The organism is Sphingobacterium nematocida (assembly GCF_900168125.1).
Taxonomy (GTDB): domain Bacteria; phylum Bacteroidota; class Bacteroidia; order Sphingobacteriales; family Sphingobacteriaceae; genus Sphingobacterium; species Sphingobacterium nematocida.
The window spans coordinates 36,344-56,318 of the sequence record NZ_FUZF01000002.1 but is presented as its reverse complement, the minus strand read 5'-3'; the positions used below and the strand labels follow the sequence as shown (position 1 = coordinate 56,318).

Here is a 19,975-nt window from a genome sequence, read left to right as displayed (position 1 = left end):
TCTAAAGCCTCGCGCTTTAATGTTTTTTAGTAGCGGGGACCAGACTCGAACTGATGACCTTCGGGTTATGAGCCCGACGAGCTACCACTGCTCCACCCCGCAATATATCTTTATTGCTTTTGAGACTCGACCCAATGTTCACCAGCTGGCGAATATAAGCCTAATGAGTTAAACTAACCCTATATCTCTACTTTTCTTATTTCAAATCTTTGTTCTTGTTATCAAAATCAAAGATTATTTACTCCCTTAATTGGAGTACAAAGATATTATTTGTTTCTTTGTAAAACAAATAAAAAGCAAAATAATGTCGCACAAAGCTGGATTCGTAAGTATCATTGGTAAACCAAACGCAGGTAAGTCTACGCTAATGAATGCTTTAGTAGGTGAAAAAATGTCTATCATCACACCTAAAGCACAAACCACCCGCCACCGTATTATGGGTATAGTCAACGATGAAGATCATCAGATTATCTTTTCGGATACTCCGGGCGTGATCGTTCCCAAATATACATTACAAGAATCTATGATGAATTTTGTACAAGGATCCTTAATAGATGCAGATATTATTTTATTTGTCACGGACATTCACGAAAAATATGACGAGAATGACGTCATAGACAAATTACGCAATAGTTCTTCCCCAGTAGCTGTATTAATTAACAAAATTGATAAATCTTCGGAAGAAGAAGTACGAGAAAAGATCGAGTTTTGGAAAGAGAAACTCAACCCAGAAGCTATATTTGCGATGTCCGCACTACTGGGCTACAATGTACCACCCATATTAAATTATATTAAAGAAAAACTCCCGATACACCCTCCCTATTACGAGAAGGATGAGCTTACCGATAAATCAATGCGTTTTTTTGCTTCAGAGATGATTCGGGAAAAAATCTTCAAATTGTACGACAAAGAAATCCCTTATAGCACAGAAGTAGTCGTGACCTCCTACAAAGAAGAAGCTAAAATAACACGTATAGCTGCTGAAATCATTGTAGAACGGGATTCACAGAAAAACATCTTGATAGGAAAAGCGGGGGCAATGATCAAAAAAGTAGGTACCTATGCTCGTCAAGATATTGAAGAGTTTATTGATGGAAAGGTATTTCTAGAATTATTTGTCAAGGTAATTCCAGATTGGAGGTCCAAGAAAAATCATCTAAAGCGATTCGGATACGAAGACTAAAATATAGGAATGGGGCTGTCTCAAAAAGAGACAGCCCCTTTTTTTTATCCGAGGCAACAAACAACGAAACTAATTACTATTTTTAGTTAATAAATGGTTTTATTACATGATACACGATTATCTATTAACCACTATCAGCGTACTATTCAGCGTGATGATGCTAGTACTATTGGGCCAAAAACTAAAAATAGCCTATCCTATATTTCTCGTTATCGCGGGCCTACTGATCAGTCTTGCACCCGGTATGCCCCATATTCGAATTCATTCAGATCTTATTTTTCTATTATTTTTACCGCCAATTTTATTTGAAGCAGCATGGTTTACCTCTTGGAAAGATTTTCATAACTGGCGAAAACAAATATTTTCCATGGCTTTCGGCCTCGTATTCATCACTTCCTTGGTTGTTGCTTACGTATCTTCTTCGCTGATCCCGGGACTTACACTTGCTATGGGCTTCCTTTTAGGGGGCATAAACTCCCCTCCCGACGCCGTTGCTGCAACTTCCATTCTGAAACATTTAAAAATCCCAAAAAAGATAACCAGCGTATTAGAGGGAGAAAGTCTGATTAATGATGCATCTAGTTTGATCGTCTTCAAATTTGCTCTAGCCGCAGTGATGACGGGCCAATTTGTAATGCGTGAAGCCGTATCCGACTTCTTTATTATGGCTGTAGGCGGGACTGCCATAGGCTTGCTTATTGGTGCCTTCGCTGGTTTCGTCTTGCGCAAGATGCCATCAAACTCAAACATTGATACCGTATTCACTTTATTGGTTCCTTACATTGTCTATATCGTAGCAGAACACTATGGTTTCTCAGGTGTACTGGCCGTAGTATCCGCAGGTTTATTTATGTCCTATCACGCAGACTGTTATCTCAGCCATACCTCTCGACTCCAAGCAACCTCTGTCTGGGCGGTCGTTATATTCCTGATGAATGCAGCCGTGTTCATCCTTATCGGATTAGAACTTCCTGTCGTAATCGCTAATATGCAGCACCACACGATTAAACAGGGGATTTACTACGCGGTCATACTCAGCCTAGTCATCATTTTAGTTCGCATGGCCTACAGCTTTATGGTTACCTATATACCTTGGTACCGTTCCAAACTCAAGAACAAGGATCTCCCCATACCGGATTGGAAAGAACCATTAATCATTAGCCTGGCAGCGATGCGAGGCGTTGTTTCTCTAGCTGCTGCATTATCCATCCCGGCTTTATTACCTAATGGAGAAGTCTTTCCACATCGTAATATTATATTATTCGTAACATTCGTAACCATTCTGATTACCCTTGTGGGTCAGGGCTTACTTCTCCCATGGCTATTGCGCTTATTAAAAGTTGAAGATCAAGGCACTGGGATTTCGGAGGACAAGCAGGAAATCATGGTGCTAAAGAGAATCAAGCAAGCGTCATTGGATAAATTAAAAAATGATTTTTCCCAAGAAATAGAAGACAATGGGCTGGTTTTACACTATAAACATCGTTTGGAAAATGAAATCGCTATGCTGGAAGATAAAAATATATGTACTGCAGGCCCAAGTAACTTTACTATTGACAAGGCCGAAAGCCGAGAGATTATTCGGGCGCTTATCCAGGAAGAGCGGAATGAATTACGGCTTATACGGAAAGAGAAAACCTTTGACGACACCGTATTACGAAATATTGAAAACCAGCTCGATTATGACGAAGTAAAAATAACTGGTTTTCAACACACTTAACGGCTTTAAACTACTTATCTGAAGGCGCTTCAAAATATGCACGAAGTGCCTTTAGCTGCTTTGTATTTAATATTTCTGATAAACTTGTATCAGATTGCTCTTTAATCCGTTTTACCGACTTAAACACCTTAAGAAGTTTTTCAACGGTTGTCTTGCCTATACCTGGAATATTCTCCAGTTCCGACACAAAGGTCTTACGGCTACGTTGATTGCGGTGAAAAGTAATACCAAAACGATGCGCTTCATCTCTAAGATGCTGTATGACACGTAAGGTCTCGGATTTTTTGTCCAGGTATAATGGGTATTGATCTCCTGGATAGTAAAGCTCTTCCAAACGTTTCGCGATCCCAATTACAGTAAGTTTTTTTTCGATCCCTAGTAACCTTAAACTTTTCAGTGCTGCTCCAAGCTGCCCCTTTCCGCCATCAATTATGATCAACTGAGGTAGTTCCTGGTTTTCATCCAACAATCGCTTATACCGCCTAAAAACAGCCTCCTCCATCGTCGCAAAATCATTTGGCCCTTCTACTGTCTTCACATTAAAATGCCTATAATCTTTTTTAGACGGCTTTCCATCCTTAAAAACAACAATAGCTGATACGGGGAAATTACCTTGAATATTCGAGTTATCAAAACACTCGATATGTCGAGGCAGCACGTTCATCCGCAGGTCTTTTTGCATCTGGTTTAACAGACGCTCTGTTTTTACTTCAGGATTCAGTTTTTCATATTGTAGCAAACGTTCCTTCTTAAAATAAGCAACATTCTTCAAGGAAAGATCTAATAGTTTTCGCTTATCGCCCAACTTAGGCACAAAAAAAGTGACATCTGTTGAAAAACCTTCAATCTGCATCTCAAAAGGCACTATTATCTCACGGGAAACGCTCTTGTATCGATTCCTGATTTCAGGGATGGCAATTGCCAGAAGCTCTTCATCAGTCTCTTCCAATCGCTTTTTCATTTCCAATGTTTGCGTCTGAATAACTACGCCGTTCATTACCTTCAAGAAATTAACGAAAGCGTAACTCTCATCAGAGGCAATACTGAAAACATCAATATTGGTTATCGACGAACTGACGACTGTTGACTTACTTTGATAATTGTCCAGTTTGTCTAGTTTTGTCTTTAAAACATGTGCTTCTTCAAAATTTAGTGCAGCGATAGCATCGTTTAATTGTTCTTTAAGTCTCGAAGTCACCACCCCTATCTTACCATTCAGAATATCTTTAATACTTTCCAGGTTCATATTATACTCTTCCGGATCTTGCAACCCTTCACAAGGTCCCTTGCAATTACCTATCTGATACTCCAAACAAACCTTATATTTCCCTTTAGCAATGTTTTCCGGGGCTAAATTCAGAGAGCAGGTCCTCAAGGGAAACAACTCCCGGATAGTATCGAGTACAATATGCATCATACCAATTGAAGCATAAGGACCGTAATACTTCGACCCGTCCTTAATATATTTTCGTGTCCAGAATACTCTAGGAAAAGCCTCATTCTTTATCACAATCCAAGGATAGGTCTTATCGTCCTTGAGCATGACATTATATCTCGGCTTATGCTTTTTGATCAGATTATTCTCGAGAAGCCAGGCATCAATCTCCGTATCTACGATGGTAAAGGCAATGCGTTGTATCTTCCGTACGAGAACTTTGGTTTTTGAGTTCAGCTGCCGATCGTTCACAAAATACGAGCCTACACGATTTTTTAAATCCTTAGCCTTTCCGACATAAATTAATACATCATCCTTATCAAAATATTGATAAACCCCAGGTTTATGTGGAATTCGCTTTAATTCAATTTTATAGTCAAATGAACTCATTTTACTGACCCTAATCTAAAAAATAGGCTGTGCCAAAAGTAGACTTTATCGTCATTTCGCTCGATTACCTGTCCCGATTTATCGGGGTGACGTGAGAGTTTCAATTATGAGACATCCCCAGCACACTATTTTCGGCAAAATCGTTTACGGTTATTTGATGCTTAAAAACCTAAACGGTCGTCTTCCAACTGCGGCTCCGAAGAATACCCATCGTACTTAGAATATTCCGAACAATCCATAACACGTGTCATACCCCCCGGAGGTTTAGGAAAATCCATCTTTGTATAATTCAACGATTTATCGCTATATACTTTCTTCATAAACAGGCCGAACACCGGAAGCGCTGCAGCAGCCCCCTGCCCATACTGCATACTACTAAAACTGATCCCTCTATCCTCTGCACCTGTCCACACACCTGCGACCAATTGTGGAGTAAATCCAATAAACCAAGCATCTGAATTATCATTCGTGGTACCTGTCTTTCCCCCCATAGGAATAGTCAATCCGCCATAATCAGCACGACGTACACGCGAACCCGTTCCGCCGTCGACTACACCTCTCAACATGTCAACCATAATATACGCAGACTCACTATTCAACGCCTTTACCACCTTCGGTGTACGTTCATAAATAGGAGTTCCGTTCTTATCCTCTATGCGTAATATCATTGTCGGTTCGATCCATGTACCGTGATTTACAAAAGCGGAGTAAGCCCCTACCATATCGTATACCGAAGCATCATAAGCTCCTAAGGATATGGAAGGATAATTAGGCACATCGGAAGTAATTCCCATCTTACGTGTTAGATCGGCAACACTAGCCGCCCCCACTTCGTTAATAACAAAGGCTGTAGCAAAGTTCTGAGAATACTTAATAGCATTCTTCAGCGTAATGGGATCCCCTCCTTGTACTGTACCGCGAGGTGTCCAATTTCCATATGTCTGTTGATGATTAGGAACAGTATAACATGGAGAATACCCATTATCTATCGCCACTGCGTAGGTAAAAGGTTTTGCTGTTGAACCTACCTGCCTAGTCCCAGTCTTAACCTGATCAAACTTATAATGTTCAAAATTTATCCCACCTACCCAGGCTTTGATATGCCCCGTCATCGGATCCATAGCCATCATGGAGTTTCTCAACATCAACTTGTTGTATTTTATAGAGTCCATTGGCGTCATTACAGTATCTACCGATCCCTTCCATGTAAAAATACTCATTGACACTTTTGTGTTAAACGCTTTTTTTATCTCTTCCGCTGAAGCACCATTTTCTTTCATTTCGCGGTAACGGTCAGACCGTCTCATTCCCGTCTCCAATAGTTTAGCTTTATCTCCGGAAAAGGCATTCCTATTTCGCCACTGCTTATCAAACTCACGCTGTAACTTCTGCATCCACTCCTTTTGTGCTGCTTCGGCATATTCCTGCATCTTGTAGTTCAGCGGTGTATAAATACGCAAGCCATCTCTATCTAAATCATAAGGAGTACCGTCGGCCTTAGTAATCGAAAGACGTTGAAATTCTTTTTTAATCTCATCTTTTAATGTCGCTCTAAAATATGGAGCGAGTCCTTCACCGTAACTGGAAATATTAATATCCAATTCTAAAGGTTTATTTTTCGCCTCCTCCAACTCCGCATCTGTCAAGAAACTTTCTGCATGCATATTAATCAACACCTGATTACGACGAGTCAATGCCCTTTCTTTATTTCTGATAGGCGAATACATACTCGGCCCCTTCAACATACCGACCAAAATTGCAGCTTGCTCCGCGGTAAGTTTATCCGGTGTTGTATTGAAAAAAGTACGAGCTCCTGATTTTATACCAAAGGTATTTTTATAGCCAAAATCCACCGTATTGAAGTACATCATGATAATTTCCTCCTTCGTATAATTCCGCTCTAGACGTACCGCAGTGATCCATTCTTGAAATTTCTGCATGATACGTTTTATAGTACCACGTTCACGGCGTTCTGAAAACAAGTTTAATGCCAGCTGCTGTGTAATCGTACTCCCACCTTGCTTGTCCCGCAAGACGACAGTATGAAAAATAGTCGTGAGGGTTCTGAAATAATCGATTCCGGAATGTCCATAAAACCTCTTATCTTCGGTAGAGATTAAGGCATGCACCAGATGAGGTGATAATTCGCTATACTTTACGTTTGATCTATTTTGCAGGTAATATGTACCTAGTACTTTATTATCGTCCGTCAAAATTTCTGATGCCAGATTACTTCTTGGATTCTCTAGGTCTTCGAACGACGGAAGTGGTCCAAATAATCCAACACGTACGCCAACTAAAAACAAGCACACAAAGGCTACAATGCCAATTAAAATCTGCCAGAATCTACGTGTATATTTACTTATTTCTTCGGGGGTCAGTTTAGTGTTTTTCGATTCTCTCTTCATCCGTTAAAAATATCCGCTATTGTTCTATATAATTTTGATGATACTTCTTGATCTCTATCCCATCTGTTAGCGATGGAATAGACTGTTTTGTGATGACAAAGGTATTATAAATTTCCGCTGGTACTTTCATTATTTCTAGCATAAACGGCGATAACCTTGACTCATAAAGTTTTACTTCTTCAAAAGACTTAAACGGACCAATAAAGATTAATTGGTTTTCTCCATTCACGACCTTTAATTGATGATTAATAGGGGCATTATGATACCGTGTTCTATTAAACTGCCCTATTCCATAACGACTAGGAGCCATATTTACTTTGGGATCCATGACATTCACCGTAAAATAATACTCTGCCGTATCCGGGAACAACTTTTTGTCCCTGTAATCATTTGGACCGAAATCAATCTTTGAGTTTGCAATCTTGATATCAGCAACTCCAACAGAGACATCATTGTTCAATTTATTATTTACACCAACTTTATCAGTACCTTTCACATCCACAAGTGCAGCTCGTTTGAGCTCTTCCTCTTTTACCTGCTCTTCCACCTTAGCTGCGACCACTTCTTTCTTAGGTTCTTCTTTTACCTTTTCTTCCACCTTAGCCACTACAACTTCCTTCTTAGGTTCTTCTTCTTTCACCTTTGCTTCCACCTTAGTCGCTATAACTTCTTTTTTCGGCTCTTCTTTGACAGCCTCTTTAATCTTAGCCACCACAACCTCTTTTTTAGGCTCTTCTTTCGGCTTAGGTAACTCCTTAACAATTGCCGTACCACTTCTGTAGTCACCGTCGATATCAAGACTAGGCCAAGCTGTCATATCCGGTTCGTCGACAAAAGCAATACGTGACTTGTCGATATCTTGAAGTGCATTCACCCGATGTACAAAGTACTGAGGGTTTTGAGCCATAAAAGCTAAATTTTCTTTTGCTAACGGAACTACCAGACTGTCTTGTGGATAGCGTTCAATGATCCCCGTTAATGTAGTCGTAAAATCTTCGATCCTACCTACCCGTCCGATAGCTAGCGCTCGCAGATATTCTACCTGAGCAACCAATGCTGTATTTTCGAATCTTTCTTTTAGGTCAATATCTGCTTCACGAATTACAGCAGCATGATCCCCTTTTGCGTACAGATCAAACAGTTTTTCAAAAACACGATCAAGAATATTCTTATCTCGTTTTATTTTATCCATGTAGGATGGATCCTGAGCAACCTTAGCATGGAGTGAATTAGGAAATAGAGCTACCAGTTTATTGAAATTATCTTGGGATTTGGCCTTATCGATTCCATCATACATTCGATACAAAGAGTAATAGATCTCAGCTCCTGCTTCTGTATTTGGGTAGCGTCTCAAGAACTCCTCATAGACTTTTATAGCATCTCTATTATCTTGTGTATAATCCCTGTAAATATTACCGATGACTATAAGCTTGTCATGTACAATTTTATGACTGGCTTCATACGCTTCTTTTTCTTTTGGAATAGCTTTACTATAGCGTTCCTTTGCTGTTGCAATAAACTGCACTTCGTCCAGTTGTTCTTCTTTCCCTACAGAATCAGTAGTAATAGCCGCTATTTTAGTTGTGTTTTGTAGTTCTCCCGCATTATCAGCATCGTAGCGCCAATTGTCTTTTAATGGTCTGCTGCCCCATCTACGCTTAAATGCATTCTGCCCAACCAACAATTCGTCTGGATTACTAAAGTAAAAAGTACGATCTGAGGCCTGTGCAACGTCTAGCGTTTGATTTTGATTGTATGCTGCAAAGGCAGGATTTGTTATCGACTCTCCCTTAGCTCTCTTTTTACCCTTCTTTGCTAACTCTTTTTGTCTTTCGATCTCTCTTTTCTTTAAGGACAACTGTACCTGTGCATAAGTATCTAATGTAGCCTCCCGATCGCTATCATCCAAGGCAGCCAGTTGAAGCAAGGTATCTTGCCAAGCGACTTCCTGATATAACGTCGTTATCTCGTCCATATATCCCAACTTGCGTCGCACCTTATTTACGTCAGTATAGTCTGCGGGCAAAACCATTGCAACGGAATCGAAATAACGTTGGGCATCAAAATAGTGTTGTTGATCAAAATAATGTTCAGCAAGACGCAAATAGGTCTCTGTAGATTGATATTCGTTACGTTTTGGTTGTAACAGCGATTTTTTAAAATAGGTTAACGCTTCTTCATCTTCTCCTGCCCCATAGTAGATATCGCCTATCTGATAGAGAATCTGATCTTGATAACCATCATTTTTCCCTTCCTTCAGCATACGCTTGAGTGGTTTCACTCGCTCTACAGTAGTCAACCCTCTATCTCCCTCCAAAAATGCAGCTTGCAAGCTAGCTTCAAAAGCCATATCAAACGGCACGTTACTTTTGGCGATCTTATCAAAATAAGCAAATGCCTTTTCCTTCTGTCCGTTATCTTTATACAACTGGGCTAATAAAAAAGCCCACCGTCTATTATCCAGTGTACTTGAATTAGACTCTAAAGCATATTCCAAATAAGGAATAGCGGTCTGTTCTGCTCCAACCCGAACGTGATAATTAGCCGCTGCGGCGTTCACAAATGTTCGACTCTTCTTCTCTTCGTCTAACGTGATAAACGAGGAGTCCAACGCCATTTTCGCAGCCTCCTGTTTTCCTATCTGCAAAAGAGCCCTTGATTTCCAAGCATAGGCTAGAGGCAAATATTGCTTTTGCTCCTCAGAGGCCGTACGAAGTAACTGATTAAAAAACTCGATTGACGTGTGGTAAGCTCCTTTATAATAATTAGCTTTTCCAATCAAAAGATAGGCCTCATTAACGTACTTGCTCTCCTGCTTGTTATTAACAATCTTATAGGCCTTCTGGATCAGCGAGTCCATCAATTTATGGGGCTCACCATCGCCATGGGGCTCATCAAAAACGGATTGACGAACTTGATAATTCTTTTTAGCTCCATGAAAGATACTTTCTCTTTCATTGTCCAACATCATGTTGGAGTTATAAAGAATATTATACTTTGTTGTAAAATTCTGTCTAAAATTATATTCTTTTTCTTCCGCTATGCCGTTGGTTTTATCAAAGGCTCTGTTTTTATTTTTGGCACTCTTGCAGGAAAACAGCAATACCGAACAAAAAAGAATCAAACCAAATCCTGGCAATATACAACGTAAGGCAGATCTCGAAATTAAAACTAACATTCTATAAACCTATGTATTAAGGTAATTGGATTTACACACTTCCCCCCAACAATACAAAAGTATTAATTATTACAGCATTATCTGCTGTTAAAAAACACTAATTTCAGTTAATTCTAGGTTTTTAGAAAAAAAAACAAAAAATCGGAGCTATCCTTTCTGTATCAAACAGACCGCATAAGCCACAACTCCTTCTCCACGGCCTATAAACCCCATTGTCTCGTTAGTCGTGGCTTTGATGGATATATCATCGATTTCTAGACCCGTAGCTTCTGCGATCTTCTCTTTCATCGCTCCAATGTAAGGCTTAATCTTCGGTGCCTCTAAACAAAGCATTCCATCGATATTACCCAACACCCAGCCCTTTTCCTTAATCAGACGCACACACTCTTTAAGCAATAGCAAACTGCTTATTCCTCTCCATCGCTCATCTGTATTTGGAAAATGATAGCCGATATCCTCCAGATTTGCCGCTCCCAGAATTGCATCACAAATAGCATGTACCAGCACATCTGCATCTGAATGTCCAAATGCGCCTGCGTGATGATCCAACAACACTCCACCGATTACAAAGGGATGCCCCTCCTTTATTTGATGTACGTCAAACCCAAAACCTACCTTTATCTTCATATGTGTATTATTATTTCAAAACGCCTAAATTAAGGCATATTTTGCACAATGCCTAATGCAACATCTGAACATAAAAAGGCAGAAATTTGTCTTTTAACATTTTTTAAGACAAATACCCATAGGTTACTTGGTGATTTTATAAACTAAAGCATACCATATCTCTTAAATTATTTATATTTTTGGGAGTTAATTTAATGGACAACTGATTATTCATATGAACTATTTGAGATTTGTCATTACTTCTGCCGTTATAGTCGTAGCATCATCCGTGCTGATGACTTCCTGCAAAAGTAAAAGCCGCCGTGGAGATGTATCCGATAAGACAGGGGTAAGGTATAACGACCCCTATAATGGAGGACTGCAAATTAACCGAAAGATCAAAGAGAGCCCTGGTCCTGGACTCATTGGAATCGAAGGCGGTAGTTTCGTGATGGGCGGAAGTCTGAATGAAGATTTAGGATTTTCACATGACAACCTGAGAAGAAAAGTAACTGTTGCTTCTTTCTACATCGATGAGACCGAAGTATCCAATGCGGATTGGTTAGAGTACCTACACTGGATTGCTCAAAGTTATCCTCAAGATGGTAAACTTTATTACGATGCGCTTCCGGACTCTTTGGTATGGCGGAATCCACTATCCTACAATGAACCTTATGTCAATTTCTATTTACGTCATCCTTCTTTCCAAGACTACCCTGTGGTAGGTGTCTCTTGGGAACAGGCAAATGCATACTGCCAATGGCGTACCGACCGCGTGAATGAAAACATATTACGTGAGCGAGGAATTTTGGTCGACTACAAGACCTTAAGTGAACAACAACAGCAAGTCGGACAGGCCTACAATACGGACATGTACCTAAACGGGCAATACCAAGGTGCAGGTATTGATGGAAAAAACATGCCTGCAGACAACAAAATAGGTGCCCAAAAAGATGCGAAAAGAACGGTGCGAATGGAAGACGGCATCTTAAAACAACCCTATAGACTACCTACAGAAGCGGAATGGGAATATGCTGCTCTTGGTCTGATAGGCAATACTTATGATGGTAATATTGAGACGAGCAAGGCTTACCCATGGAATGGGTTAGGCGTGCGTGATGCTAGCAGAAAAAATCAAGGTAAAATGATGGCCAATTTCAAAATCACAAGTGGAAATAATATGGGAGTTGCTGGTGATTTAAATGATGGAGGCGATATCACTGTTCCTGTAAAGAGCTATAAGCCTAATGATTTTGGACTGTATAATATGGCCGGAAATGTCAATGAATGGGTGAGTGATGTATATCGTCAACTTTCTTACGAAGACTTTGAAGATTTCAATCCTTTCCGTGGTCACGTCTTTATGGACAACCAATACGAAAATGCAGAGACAAGGACGTTAGCCAAAGATAAATATGGCAGACCGATTAAAGTACCTGCTAAAGCGGCAAGAAAACAAACTTGGGAAGAACTTCAGGCTTCTAAAGCCGGTGATCCAAACTCAACCTCATATGACTATGATGTACGTGGCTTTAAAGACGAGGAACAAAAAGCGCTATACGGTAAAACTACACTTGTCAATGATAAATCCCGTGTATTCAAAGGTGGCTCTTGGAATGATAGGGCATACTGGTTAAACCCAGCCACCCGTCGCTATATGCAGCAAAATGAATCCAATGCAATGACGGGCTTCCGTTGCGCGATGACCATGGTAGGAAATGTATTCGGACCAGGAAGATAACAACAAGAGTCTTTTATACTATTTAGCCTCGAAGCAAAAACTTCGAGGCTAAATTATTTATAAGCATGCCATACTCTTTTCCGATTCTTCAGTATCACAAAAAAGCCCAACCTATGCGGTCGGGCTTCGTATTTTCATCAGCTAGATTATGCTTTAGGGGCATCTCCTGCTGGTTTCGAATCTTGTTTTGGTTTTTCCTCTCTTGGTGGACGAGGCAACAATACTTTACGCGAAAGTTTCATTTTACCTTGTTTGTCTACATCCAAAAGTTTTACCGTAACGATATCCCCTTCTTTTAGAACACCGTCCATTGTCTCTAAGCGTGTCCAATCGATCTCTGAGATATGCAACAAGCCATCTTTACCAGGCATGATTTCCACAAACGCTCCAAAAGGCATAATTGATTTTACTTTACCTTCATAGATCTCGCCGATCTCTGGTTTTGCTGCAATAGCTTTGATACGTGCAACAGCAGCATCGATTGACTCTTTATTATCTGCAAAAATCTGAACGACACCTTTGTTATCCACTTCTTCGATTGAAATAGTAGATCCTGTCTCGCGTTGCATTTCCTGGATAATTTTACCACCTGGTCCGATCACAGCTCCGATAAACTCTTTATCGATCGTCAACGAAATGATACGCGGCGCATGTGGTTTGTAATCCTCACGTGGGGCATCGATTGTTTTCTTCATCTCACCTAAGATATGAAGACGGGCTTCTTTGGCCTGATCCAATGCTTGCGTCAACACTTCCCATTTAAGACCGTTTATTTTTAAATCCATCTGACAAGCAACGATACCATTTTCAGTACCCGTCACTTTAAAGTCCATATCACCTAAGTGATCTTCATCTCCCAAAATATCAGATAGAATCGCATATTTACCTGATTTTTCGTCAGTAATCAATCCCATAGCGATACCCGAAACAGGCGCTTTCAATTTAACACCTGCATCTAATAATGCTAGCGTTCCGGCACATACAGTAGCCATTGAAGAAGAACCGTTTGACTCTAAGATATCAGAAACGACACGAATCGTATATGGGTTTTCAGAATCACTTGGAAGAACCTGCTTTAATGAACGCATAGCCAAGTTACCGTGACCAATCTCACGACGACCAGCACCTCTATTCGGTCTTACCTCTCCTGTCGAAAACCCAGGGAAATTATAGTGCAAGATAAACTTATTGTACCCGTTAATGAAAGCACCATCAATCATCTGCTCGTCGTCTTTAGCACCTAAAGTAACAGAAGTTAATGCTTGGGTCTCTCCACGCGTAAATACGGCTGAACCGTGAGCGGCCGGTAAATAATCGACCTCAGACCATATCGGACGCACGGTACGCACATCACGACCATCTAAACGGATACCCTCATCCAACACCAAGTTACGTACCGCATCATACTGCACGTCATGGTAATATTTCTTTGCCAAGAATTTAGTTTCTTCATCAAGATCTTCACCTAAAGTCACAAAAAACTCTTCGCCGATAACTGCGAATTTTTCAGAACGTTCGTGTTTTGTAGATCCTGATTTAGCAACTTCGTACACTTTATCGTAGGTTGCTGCAAAAATTGCTGCACGCAACTCCAAATTAGAAGGCTCGTGGTTGAATTCACGTTTTACAGTAGATCCGACCAAGTTAGCCAGCTCTAATTGAGCCGCTACTTGTTTTTTGATAGCTTCGTGAGCAAAAGCAATCGCCTCTACCATCTCCGCCTCTGAAATCTCACTAGCTTCACCTTCTACCATGCCGATATCCTGCGCAGAACCAGCTACGATAAATTCTAAGGTAGCTTTCTCCAATTCCGAAAGACGAGGGTTAATCACCAACTGTCCATCAATTTTGGCTACGCGAACCTCGGAGATCGGACCATTGAAAGGAATATCAGAAACAGCAATAGCCGCTGAAGCTGCCAACCCTGCCAATGCATCTGGCATAATATCTTTATCTGCAGAGATTAATGAAATCATCACTTGGGTATCTGCATGATATGTTTCTGGGAACAATGGGCGTAAAGCTCTATCGACCAAACGAGAGATTAAAACTTCGTAATCCGACAATCTCGCTTCACGGCGCAAGAAACCTCCTGGAATACGGCCGGTAGCAGCATATTTCTCTTGGTAATCTACGGATAAAGGCAAAAAGTCTACCCCTGCTTTAGCTTCTCTATTTGAAACAACAGTAGCCAACAACATAGTATTACCTTGCTTTAAAACAATAGATCCGTCAGCTTGTTTCGCTAACTTTCCTGTAGACAATTCGATTGGAGGTAGGCTACCGCCCATTTCAATCGTTACTTTCTTTTCGTTATAACTCATTTTGTTTTCTTTATTGGTGCATTTTCCTCTTTACTAATATGATGCACCTTGTTTTTTGACCTTAAAAAATCACCACAAAGGTAAATAAAATATAGCGTAAAAAACGGACGAAACAAAACTTTCATACCACATCTACGAAGACTAGCAATGACAGATTACCTAGGGTGAGCTCGCAAGCTCGGTTTGTAAACTATATCGTCATCGACCGAAGTGGAGATATCTAGAAGCTACATAATTAACCCTATACAGTTGATAGCCCCGTTCGATTCCGCTCCGCTACACTCCCCGATTCTCGGGACACAGCAGGGTGACGTTTGCTTTTACTGTCATCAAACCTCCTCTGTGCTTGTTAAAAAAAACTAACCGTTCGCAGAGACCCCAAAAAAAACGGCCACCCAAATTTTGGATAGCCGTTTAGCTTTTCACGTATAAGCTTACTTGATGATATCACGTAAACCTAGACCTTTAATGATCGCACGGTAACGGTTGATATCTTTTTTGAACAAATAAGCTAATAAAGCACGACGCTTACCTACTAACATTTGTAGTGAACGTTGTGTGTTAAAATCTTTCCTGTTTTTTTTCAAGTGCTCTGTTAGGTGAGCAATTCTCTTTGTGAATAAAGCTACTTGTCCTTCTGCAGAACCTGTGTTTGCTGCTGCTCCAGCAAATTCTGCGAAGATCTCAGCTTTGTACTCTTTACTTAAATACATCTCTTGAATAATATTAAAGCGTTAAAAAATCTATTAATTGAGTGCAAAGATAGAATTAAAAAGTAAAAAATAAAATTTAAAAATAGCGAAGACTGTCCTTCGCTCATTATTCATAGCTTTTTGCCGCTTATTCAAACAGCTACACCTTAACGTAGATTTTTTTCTGATCCAACCAATAACAGATTGCCCACATTATTGCTAGAAAACATAAGGAATAAACAAATGATCCTAACTCTGTTGGTCCGGGAATCTGTGCGCATACGTTTTTATAAAACCATGCAAATGGTGTTGTAAATAATTTTTCGCCATCAGCACCTACTCCATTTGGTATACGAATTAACGCAGTCGCCTTCGGCAATAAGCCACTCAAAACAAAAATAAATAAAGGATTCTTACCGAATACATCAAAAAATTGAGTTAGTTTATTCTTTACTCCCTGTACTTCGATATACCAGATCATGCCTCCTATAGTCATTACACCTAGACCTGTTGTATACAAGACATAAGAACTCGTCCAGATCTTTTTATTAATCGGAAATCCAAGAGACCATATCCAACCCAAGACAACCAAAATAAATCCTGTCACCAGCAGACCTGATAATAATTTAAAATGCGGCTCGTTGCTTTGTGGCACCCTAGTCCACAACCAATCCACTTGCCCCTGCTTTTTAATGAAAGTACCAGCCAGGTATCCAAACACAACTTGAACTATTGCAGGCCCTGTACTCAACAGACCTTCCGGATCAAACGGCACTCCTTCCCCCTTATACAGATGTGCTATTCCCAAAATTTGCTTATCATAAGCGGTCCCAAACCAACCCTCCAAAGAATACGGATCAGCTCCCCCCAAGAAAGCACAAAGTCCCCAATAGCTAAATAAAATAAACGCACTTATATATATCAAGGTGCGAGGCTTAAAATAATAGGCCAACACGGAAGCGAAGAAATAAGCTATCGCTATGCGTTGCAAAACACCCAATATACGCACACCTTTATTTGCATCCACAGCACTTACCCAGTCTCTAAATTGCAACGCGCCCTCGCTCCATTGAACAAAAGGAAACCAGTTTAATCCCAACCCGATCAAAAAAATCAGAATGGTTCTTTTGATTACTTTTTTCCAAAAGACATCGGCTCCCGCCTCTTGCATCCGCGGAATAACAAAAGACATGGCATTACCTACTGCAAATAAGAAAAAAGGGAAAACTAAATCTGTGGGTGTGCATCCATGCCATGGCGCATGTTTCAATGGTGCAAACATAGAGGACCATGTTCCTGGGTTATTTACCATGATCATAAGCGCGACAGTAGCCCCTCTGAACACGTCTAAAGAATAATAACGTTGTTTCATAATATAGCGTATTGCACGAAGTTACCACTTTTTGACACAAATGCGCAAAAACAGACTTCTTTTTGATAAATCAGTGTTATCGTAATTTGATTTTACAATTTACCATCTTTAGGAACCCGCAGAGCGATTGCTCGCATATCCCTAAAAACACCAATAAATAATGCTTTGAGCAACGTTCCCGATATATTCCCGTTAGCTGAACTTATCTTCCTGATCATTGCTTTACCGAACTGATCCAAATATTCTTTATTGGTCAATAGCCATCGCATCACCGTATTAGCAATGAATGGGGGAGCATCCGTAAACATCTCTCTTTTCAATCTCCCCATTGTACTTTCAAACATCGGTTTCATATGAGCTTCTATTTCAGATTCGTAATCGCGCATAGCTTTCTCCCAAGTTTGCCGTTTCTCAAACCATGCAATCAAATATTTGGATAAAATTTTCACACCTAACAATCCATCGTATATCCCCTGGGCATCATACGAATCCTTTTGATGATAAGCATCCCCTACCAGCACCCATCTACTACCGAATGCCTGTCGAAATAAATTATTAACATTTTTAATTCCTTTGATTGGAGTTACCCGCTTTGCTGCGTCAAACCTCTTAGAAACCAATGGAAGTGCATTCAAAAAATTCATATACCATTCCTCTAAATTACCTTCTCCATCAAAATCACCTTGACGACATTGGAGTAAAACCCCCGTCCTACCGTCCGTTGAAGGCATTAAAACCGCACTCCTCCCCTTTCCATTGGTATGTATCTGCACCCACTCCTCCTCCTTGACTCTATAAGGCTCTACTCCTTCCCAATAGGCATAAAATACCGCTGTATTATACGTAGAAACCTCTTCTGTCGTAATAGATCCACATTTACGCGCGACCAAACTATACCTCCCATCCGCCCCTACAACCGCCTTTGTGTCATACCGCATTTCCCCTTCCCCTTTTTTAATCCCTTCTACAGTTACCCCATCATCATTCTGCTGGATATCCGAAACAACAAAACTATCCACAGTCGTAATATTTGGAAATCGTTTCGTATTATTCCAGATCGCACTATCTAATTTCTGACGATCTATTCCGTACAAATAGTTCCTACCTTTATCTTCGGGCATCGCAATAAATGTTCTGAAATAATGATCCATTTCCAAGACTGCTCCCTTTAATTTATTATTACCATTGGCGTACAATTCTTCCGCTATGCCGATTTCATCTAATAACTGCATACCGTGCGACAAAAGAAGTGAGCAGGAAATAACCGTACGACTAGGGAAGGAATCCTTTTCTAACAATAATATCTTCATTCCAGAAGGTGCGATCCTTGCAGCCAAAGAAGCCCCTGCAGGCCCACCTCCGATAATAATTAGATCATATAACATCGGGCTTATTGTATTATTTAAGTTTGATATAAAGCTAATTATTTAATCGTAACTTCTTACAATCTACTTGAGACAAAAGCAACCTCGTTTTATAATTCCACCAATGCGCCGTTAAACCTTGTTACAAACGGTTAAATAAAGTCTTGAGGCGACAAATATAATTTCAAATGCTAAAAAGCCGTTTTAAATAAATTATCTAACATAAAGTTTTATCAAACAACACCAATTTCTGCAAAACTTATTAAAAAAAAATATAAAGTATTTTGATGTTAACATAGTTTTAACTTATCTTTGCCAACATATTAAACCTAATAGTTGATACTTGACAGAATCTTAGCAGTGAAAACTCTCCATCAAATGATTTTAACAGCGTTATACAACCAGACTCCGCAATCGATTGCAGAGCTCAGTAGCGCTATTGGCAAAAGTATCCCGAATATAACGAAGAGTGTACAAGAATTGCTTAACGAGAATTTAATCAATTCAGAAGGTCTTGCTCCCTCTACCGGCGGCCGCAGAGCGATACACTACTCCTTAAATACATCGTTCTTACCTAATATCCTTGTCATCGCTATTGACCAGTACAGCATTAGTATGTCTTTGATGAATTTGGCTAATCAGACGATCAAAGAAACGAAACAAGAAAATATAAAACTCAACCAGATCGAAAACCCAGCACAAAAGATCCTCACATTAATAGCGGATTTCCTACGCGATCAAAACAAAGAACACATTCTTGCAGTTGGCGTCAGTATGCCAGGATTCGTAGATTCGGAGAAGGGTATTAACACTTCCTATCCAAATAATTCCCCGTTGTACCATCTTAGAGATATTATCCAAAAACACATTCAAATCCCTACGTTTATCGAAAATGATTCTACAGCTATTGCGATTTCGGAACATATCTTTGGCAAGGCTAAAGGCGTAAGCAACGCGTTGGTTATCAATCTCAATTGGGGAGTAGGTTTAGGTATGATTTTAGAAGGAAAATTATTTAAGGGGCATAGCGGGTACGCAGGAGAATTTAGTCATATACCTTTGTCAAACCTCAATAAGTTATGTTCCTGTGGAAAGCGAGGGTGCTTAGAGGTAGAAGCATCTCTAATTGCCGCACTAGAATATGCCAGTGAGGAAATAGAAAATGGACAAATCTCCCAACTGACGGGTCGCTACGGTCAATTAGGCACCATTACCATAGATCAATTGATAGCAGCCGCTCTTAACGGAGATCAAGTCGCCATTGAATCTTTTGCCAGAATAGGCTACATGCTAGGCAAAGGCATTGCGACATTAATACATATTATAAACCCTGAAAAAGTCATTATAAGCGGCAAAGGTGCTGAAATAGGACAAATCCTTTTGCCGCAGATACAAGCTTCTATGCTGGAGTTCAGTATTCAACGTCTTTCAAAAGATACCATTATAGAAATATCTACATTACACAACGCACAAATAATTGGAACAGCTGCGATAGCTGTTTCCTCATCAAACTGGAAAATTTTACACAAAAAAGAAAAGCAAACAAACTAAAACTAAATTTT

The 19,975-nt window shown here is 40.1% G+C and carries 12 protein-coding genes and 1 tRNA gene; 4 read left to right on the top strand and 9 right to left on the bottom strand.

Annotated elements, in window-relative coordinates; all coding sequences use genetic code 11:
* Positions 1-30 precede the first annotated feature (30 nt).
* Positions 31-102: transfer RNA gene (locus B5X76_RS02440), tRNA-Met, on the bottom strand.
* A gap of 202 nt (positions 103-304) precedes the next feature.
* Between B5X76_RS02440 and era the strand changes: the two genes are divergently transcribed.
* Both era and B5X76_RS02430 read left to right on the top strand, forming a co-directional pair.
* Positions 305-1,183, top strand: a complete 879-nt coding sequence (gene era, locus B5X76_RS02435) for a GTPase Era (RefSeq protein WP_079640895.1) — start codon at positions 305-307, stop codon at positions 1,181-1,183.
* 106 nt (positions 1,184-1,289) lie between these two features.
* Positions 1,290-2,903, top strand: coding sequence for a Na+/H+ antiporter (locus B5X76_RS02430; protein ID WP_079640893.1), 1,614 nt, complete (start codon positions 1,290-1,292; stop codon positions 2,901-2,903).
* 10 nt (positions 2,904-2,913) lie between these two features.
* Here B5X76_RS02430 and uvrC read toward each other — a convergent pair whose 3' ends face one another.
* The 4 genes from uvrC to ispF all read right to left on the bottom strand — a co-directional run bounded on the left by uvrC (position 2,914) and on the right by ispF (position 10,941).
* Positions 2,914-4,728 (bottom strand): excinuclease ABC subunit UvrC, encoded by a 1,815-nt coding sequence (gene uvrC, locus B5X76_RS02425; protein ID WP_079640891.1) that lies wholly within the window; start codon positions 4,726-4,728, stop codon positions 2,914-2,916.
* Positions 4,729-4,889: 161 nt separating this feature from the next.
* On the bottom strand, positions 4,890-7,136 hold the full coding sequence (locus tag B5X76_RS02420; protein WP_079640889.1) for a penicillin-binding protein 1A: 2,247 nt from the start codon (positions 7,134-7,136) through the stop codon (positions 4,890-4,892).
* Between the two features lie 16 nt (positions 7,137-7,152).
* Positions 7,153-10,314, bottom strand: coding sequence for a type IX secretion system periplasmic lipoprotein PorW/SprE (gene porW / locus B5X76_RS02415; protein ID WP_079640887.1), 3,162 nt, complete (start codon positions 10,312-10,314; stop codon positions 7,153-7,155).
* Positions 10,315-10,461: 147 nt separating this feature from the next.
* Positions 10,462-10,941, bottom strand: a complete 480-nt coding sequence (gene ispF, locus B5X76_RS02410; RefSeq protein WP_079640885.1) for a 2-C-methyl-D-erythritol 2,4-cyclodiphosphate synthase — start codon at positions 10,939-10,941, stop codon at positions 10,462-10,464.
* 214 nt (positions 10,942-11,155) lie between these two features.
* Between ispF and B5X76_RS02405 the strand changes: the two genes are divergently transcribed.
* Positions 11,156-12,661: an SUMF1/EgtB/PvdO family nonheme iron enzyme gene (locus B5X76_RS02405; protein ID WP_079640883.1), complete on the top strand. Its 1,506-nt coding sequence runs from the start codon at positions 11,156-11,158 to the stop codon at positions 12,659-12,661.
* A 146-nt stretch (positions 12,662-12,807) separates the two neighbouring features.
* Here B5X76_RS02405 and pnp read toward each other — a convergent pair whose 3' ends face one another.
* The 4 genes from pnp to B5X76_RS02385 all read right to left on the bottom strand — a co-directional run bounded on the left by pnp (position 12,808) and on the right by B5X76_RS02385 (position 18,434).
* Positions 12,808-14,985, bottom strand: a complete 2,178-nt coding sequence (gene pnp, locus B5X76_RS02400; RefSeq protein WP_079640881.1) for a polyribonucleotide nucleotidyltransferase — start codon at positions 14,983-14,985, stop codon at positions 12,808-12,810.
* 434 nt (positions 14,986-15,419) lie between these two features.
* Positions 15,420-15,698, bottom strand: coding sequence for a 30S ribosomal protein S15 (rpsO, locus tag B5X76_RS02395; protein WP_079640879.1), 279 nt, complete (start codon positions 15,696-15,698; stop codon positions 15,420-15,422).
* A 139-nt stretch (positions 15,699-15,837) separates the two neighbouring features.
* A complete protein-coding gene (locus B5X76_RS02390; protein WP_079640877.1) occupies positions 15,838-17,049 on the bottom strand; it encodes an acyltransferase family protein in 1,212 nt (403 codons plus the stop codon).
* Between the two features lie 92 nt (positions 17,050-17,141).
* Positions 17,142-18,434 (bottom strand): NAD(P)/FAD-dependent oxidoreductase, encoded by a 1,293-nt coding sequence (locus tag B5X76_RS02385; RefSeq protein WP_079640875.1) that lies wholly within the window; start codon positions 18,432-18,434, stop codon positions 17,142-17,144.
* Positions 18,435-18,791: 357 nt separating this feature from the next.
* Here B5X76_RS02385 and B5X76_RS02380 point away from each other — a divergent pair, with 357 nt between their 5' ends.
* Positions 18,792-19,964, top strand: a complete 1,173-nt coding sequence (locus B5X76_RS02380; protein ID WP_079640873.1) for an ROK family transcriptional regulator — start codon at positions 18,792-18,794, stop codon at positions 19,962-19,964.
* Positions 19,965-19,975: the final 11 nt, after the last annotated feature.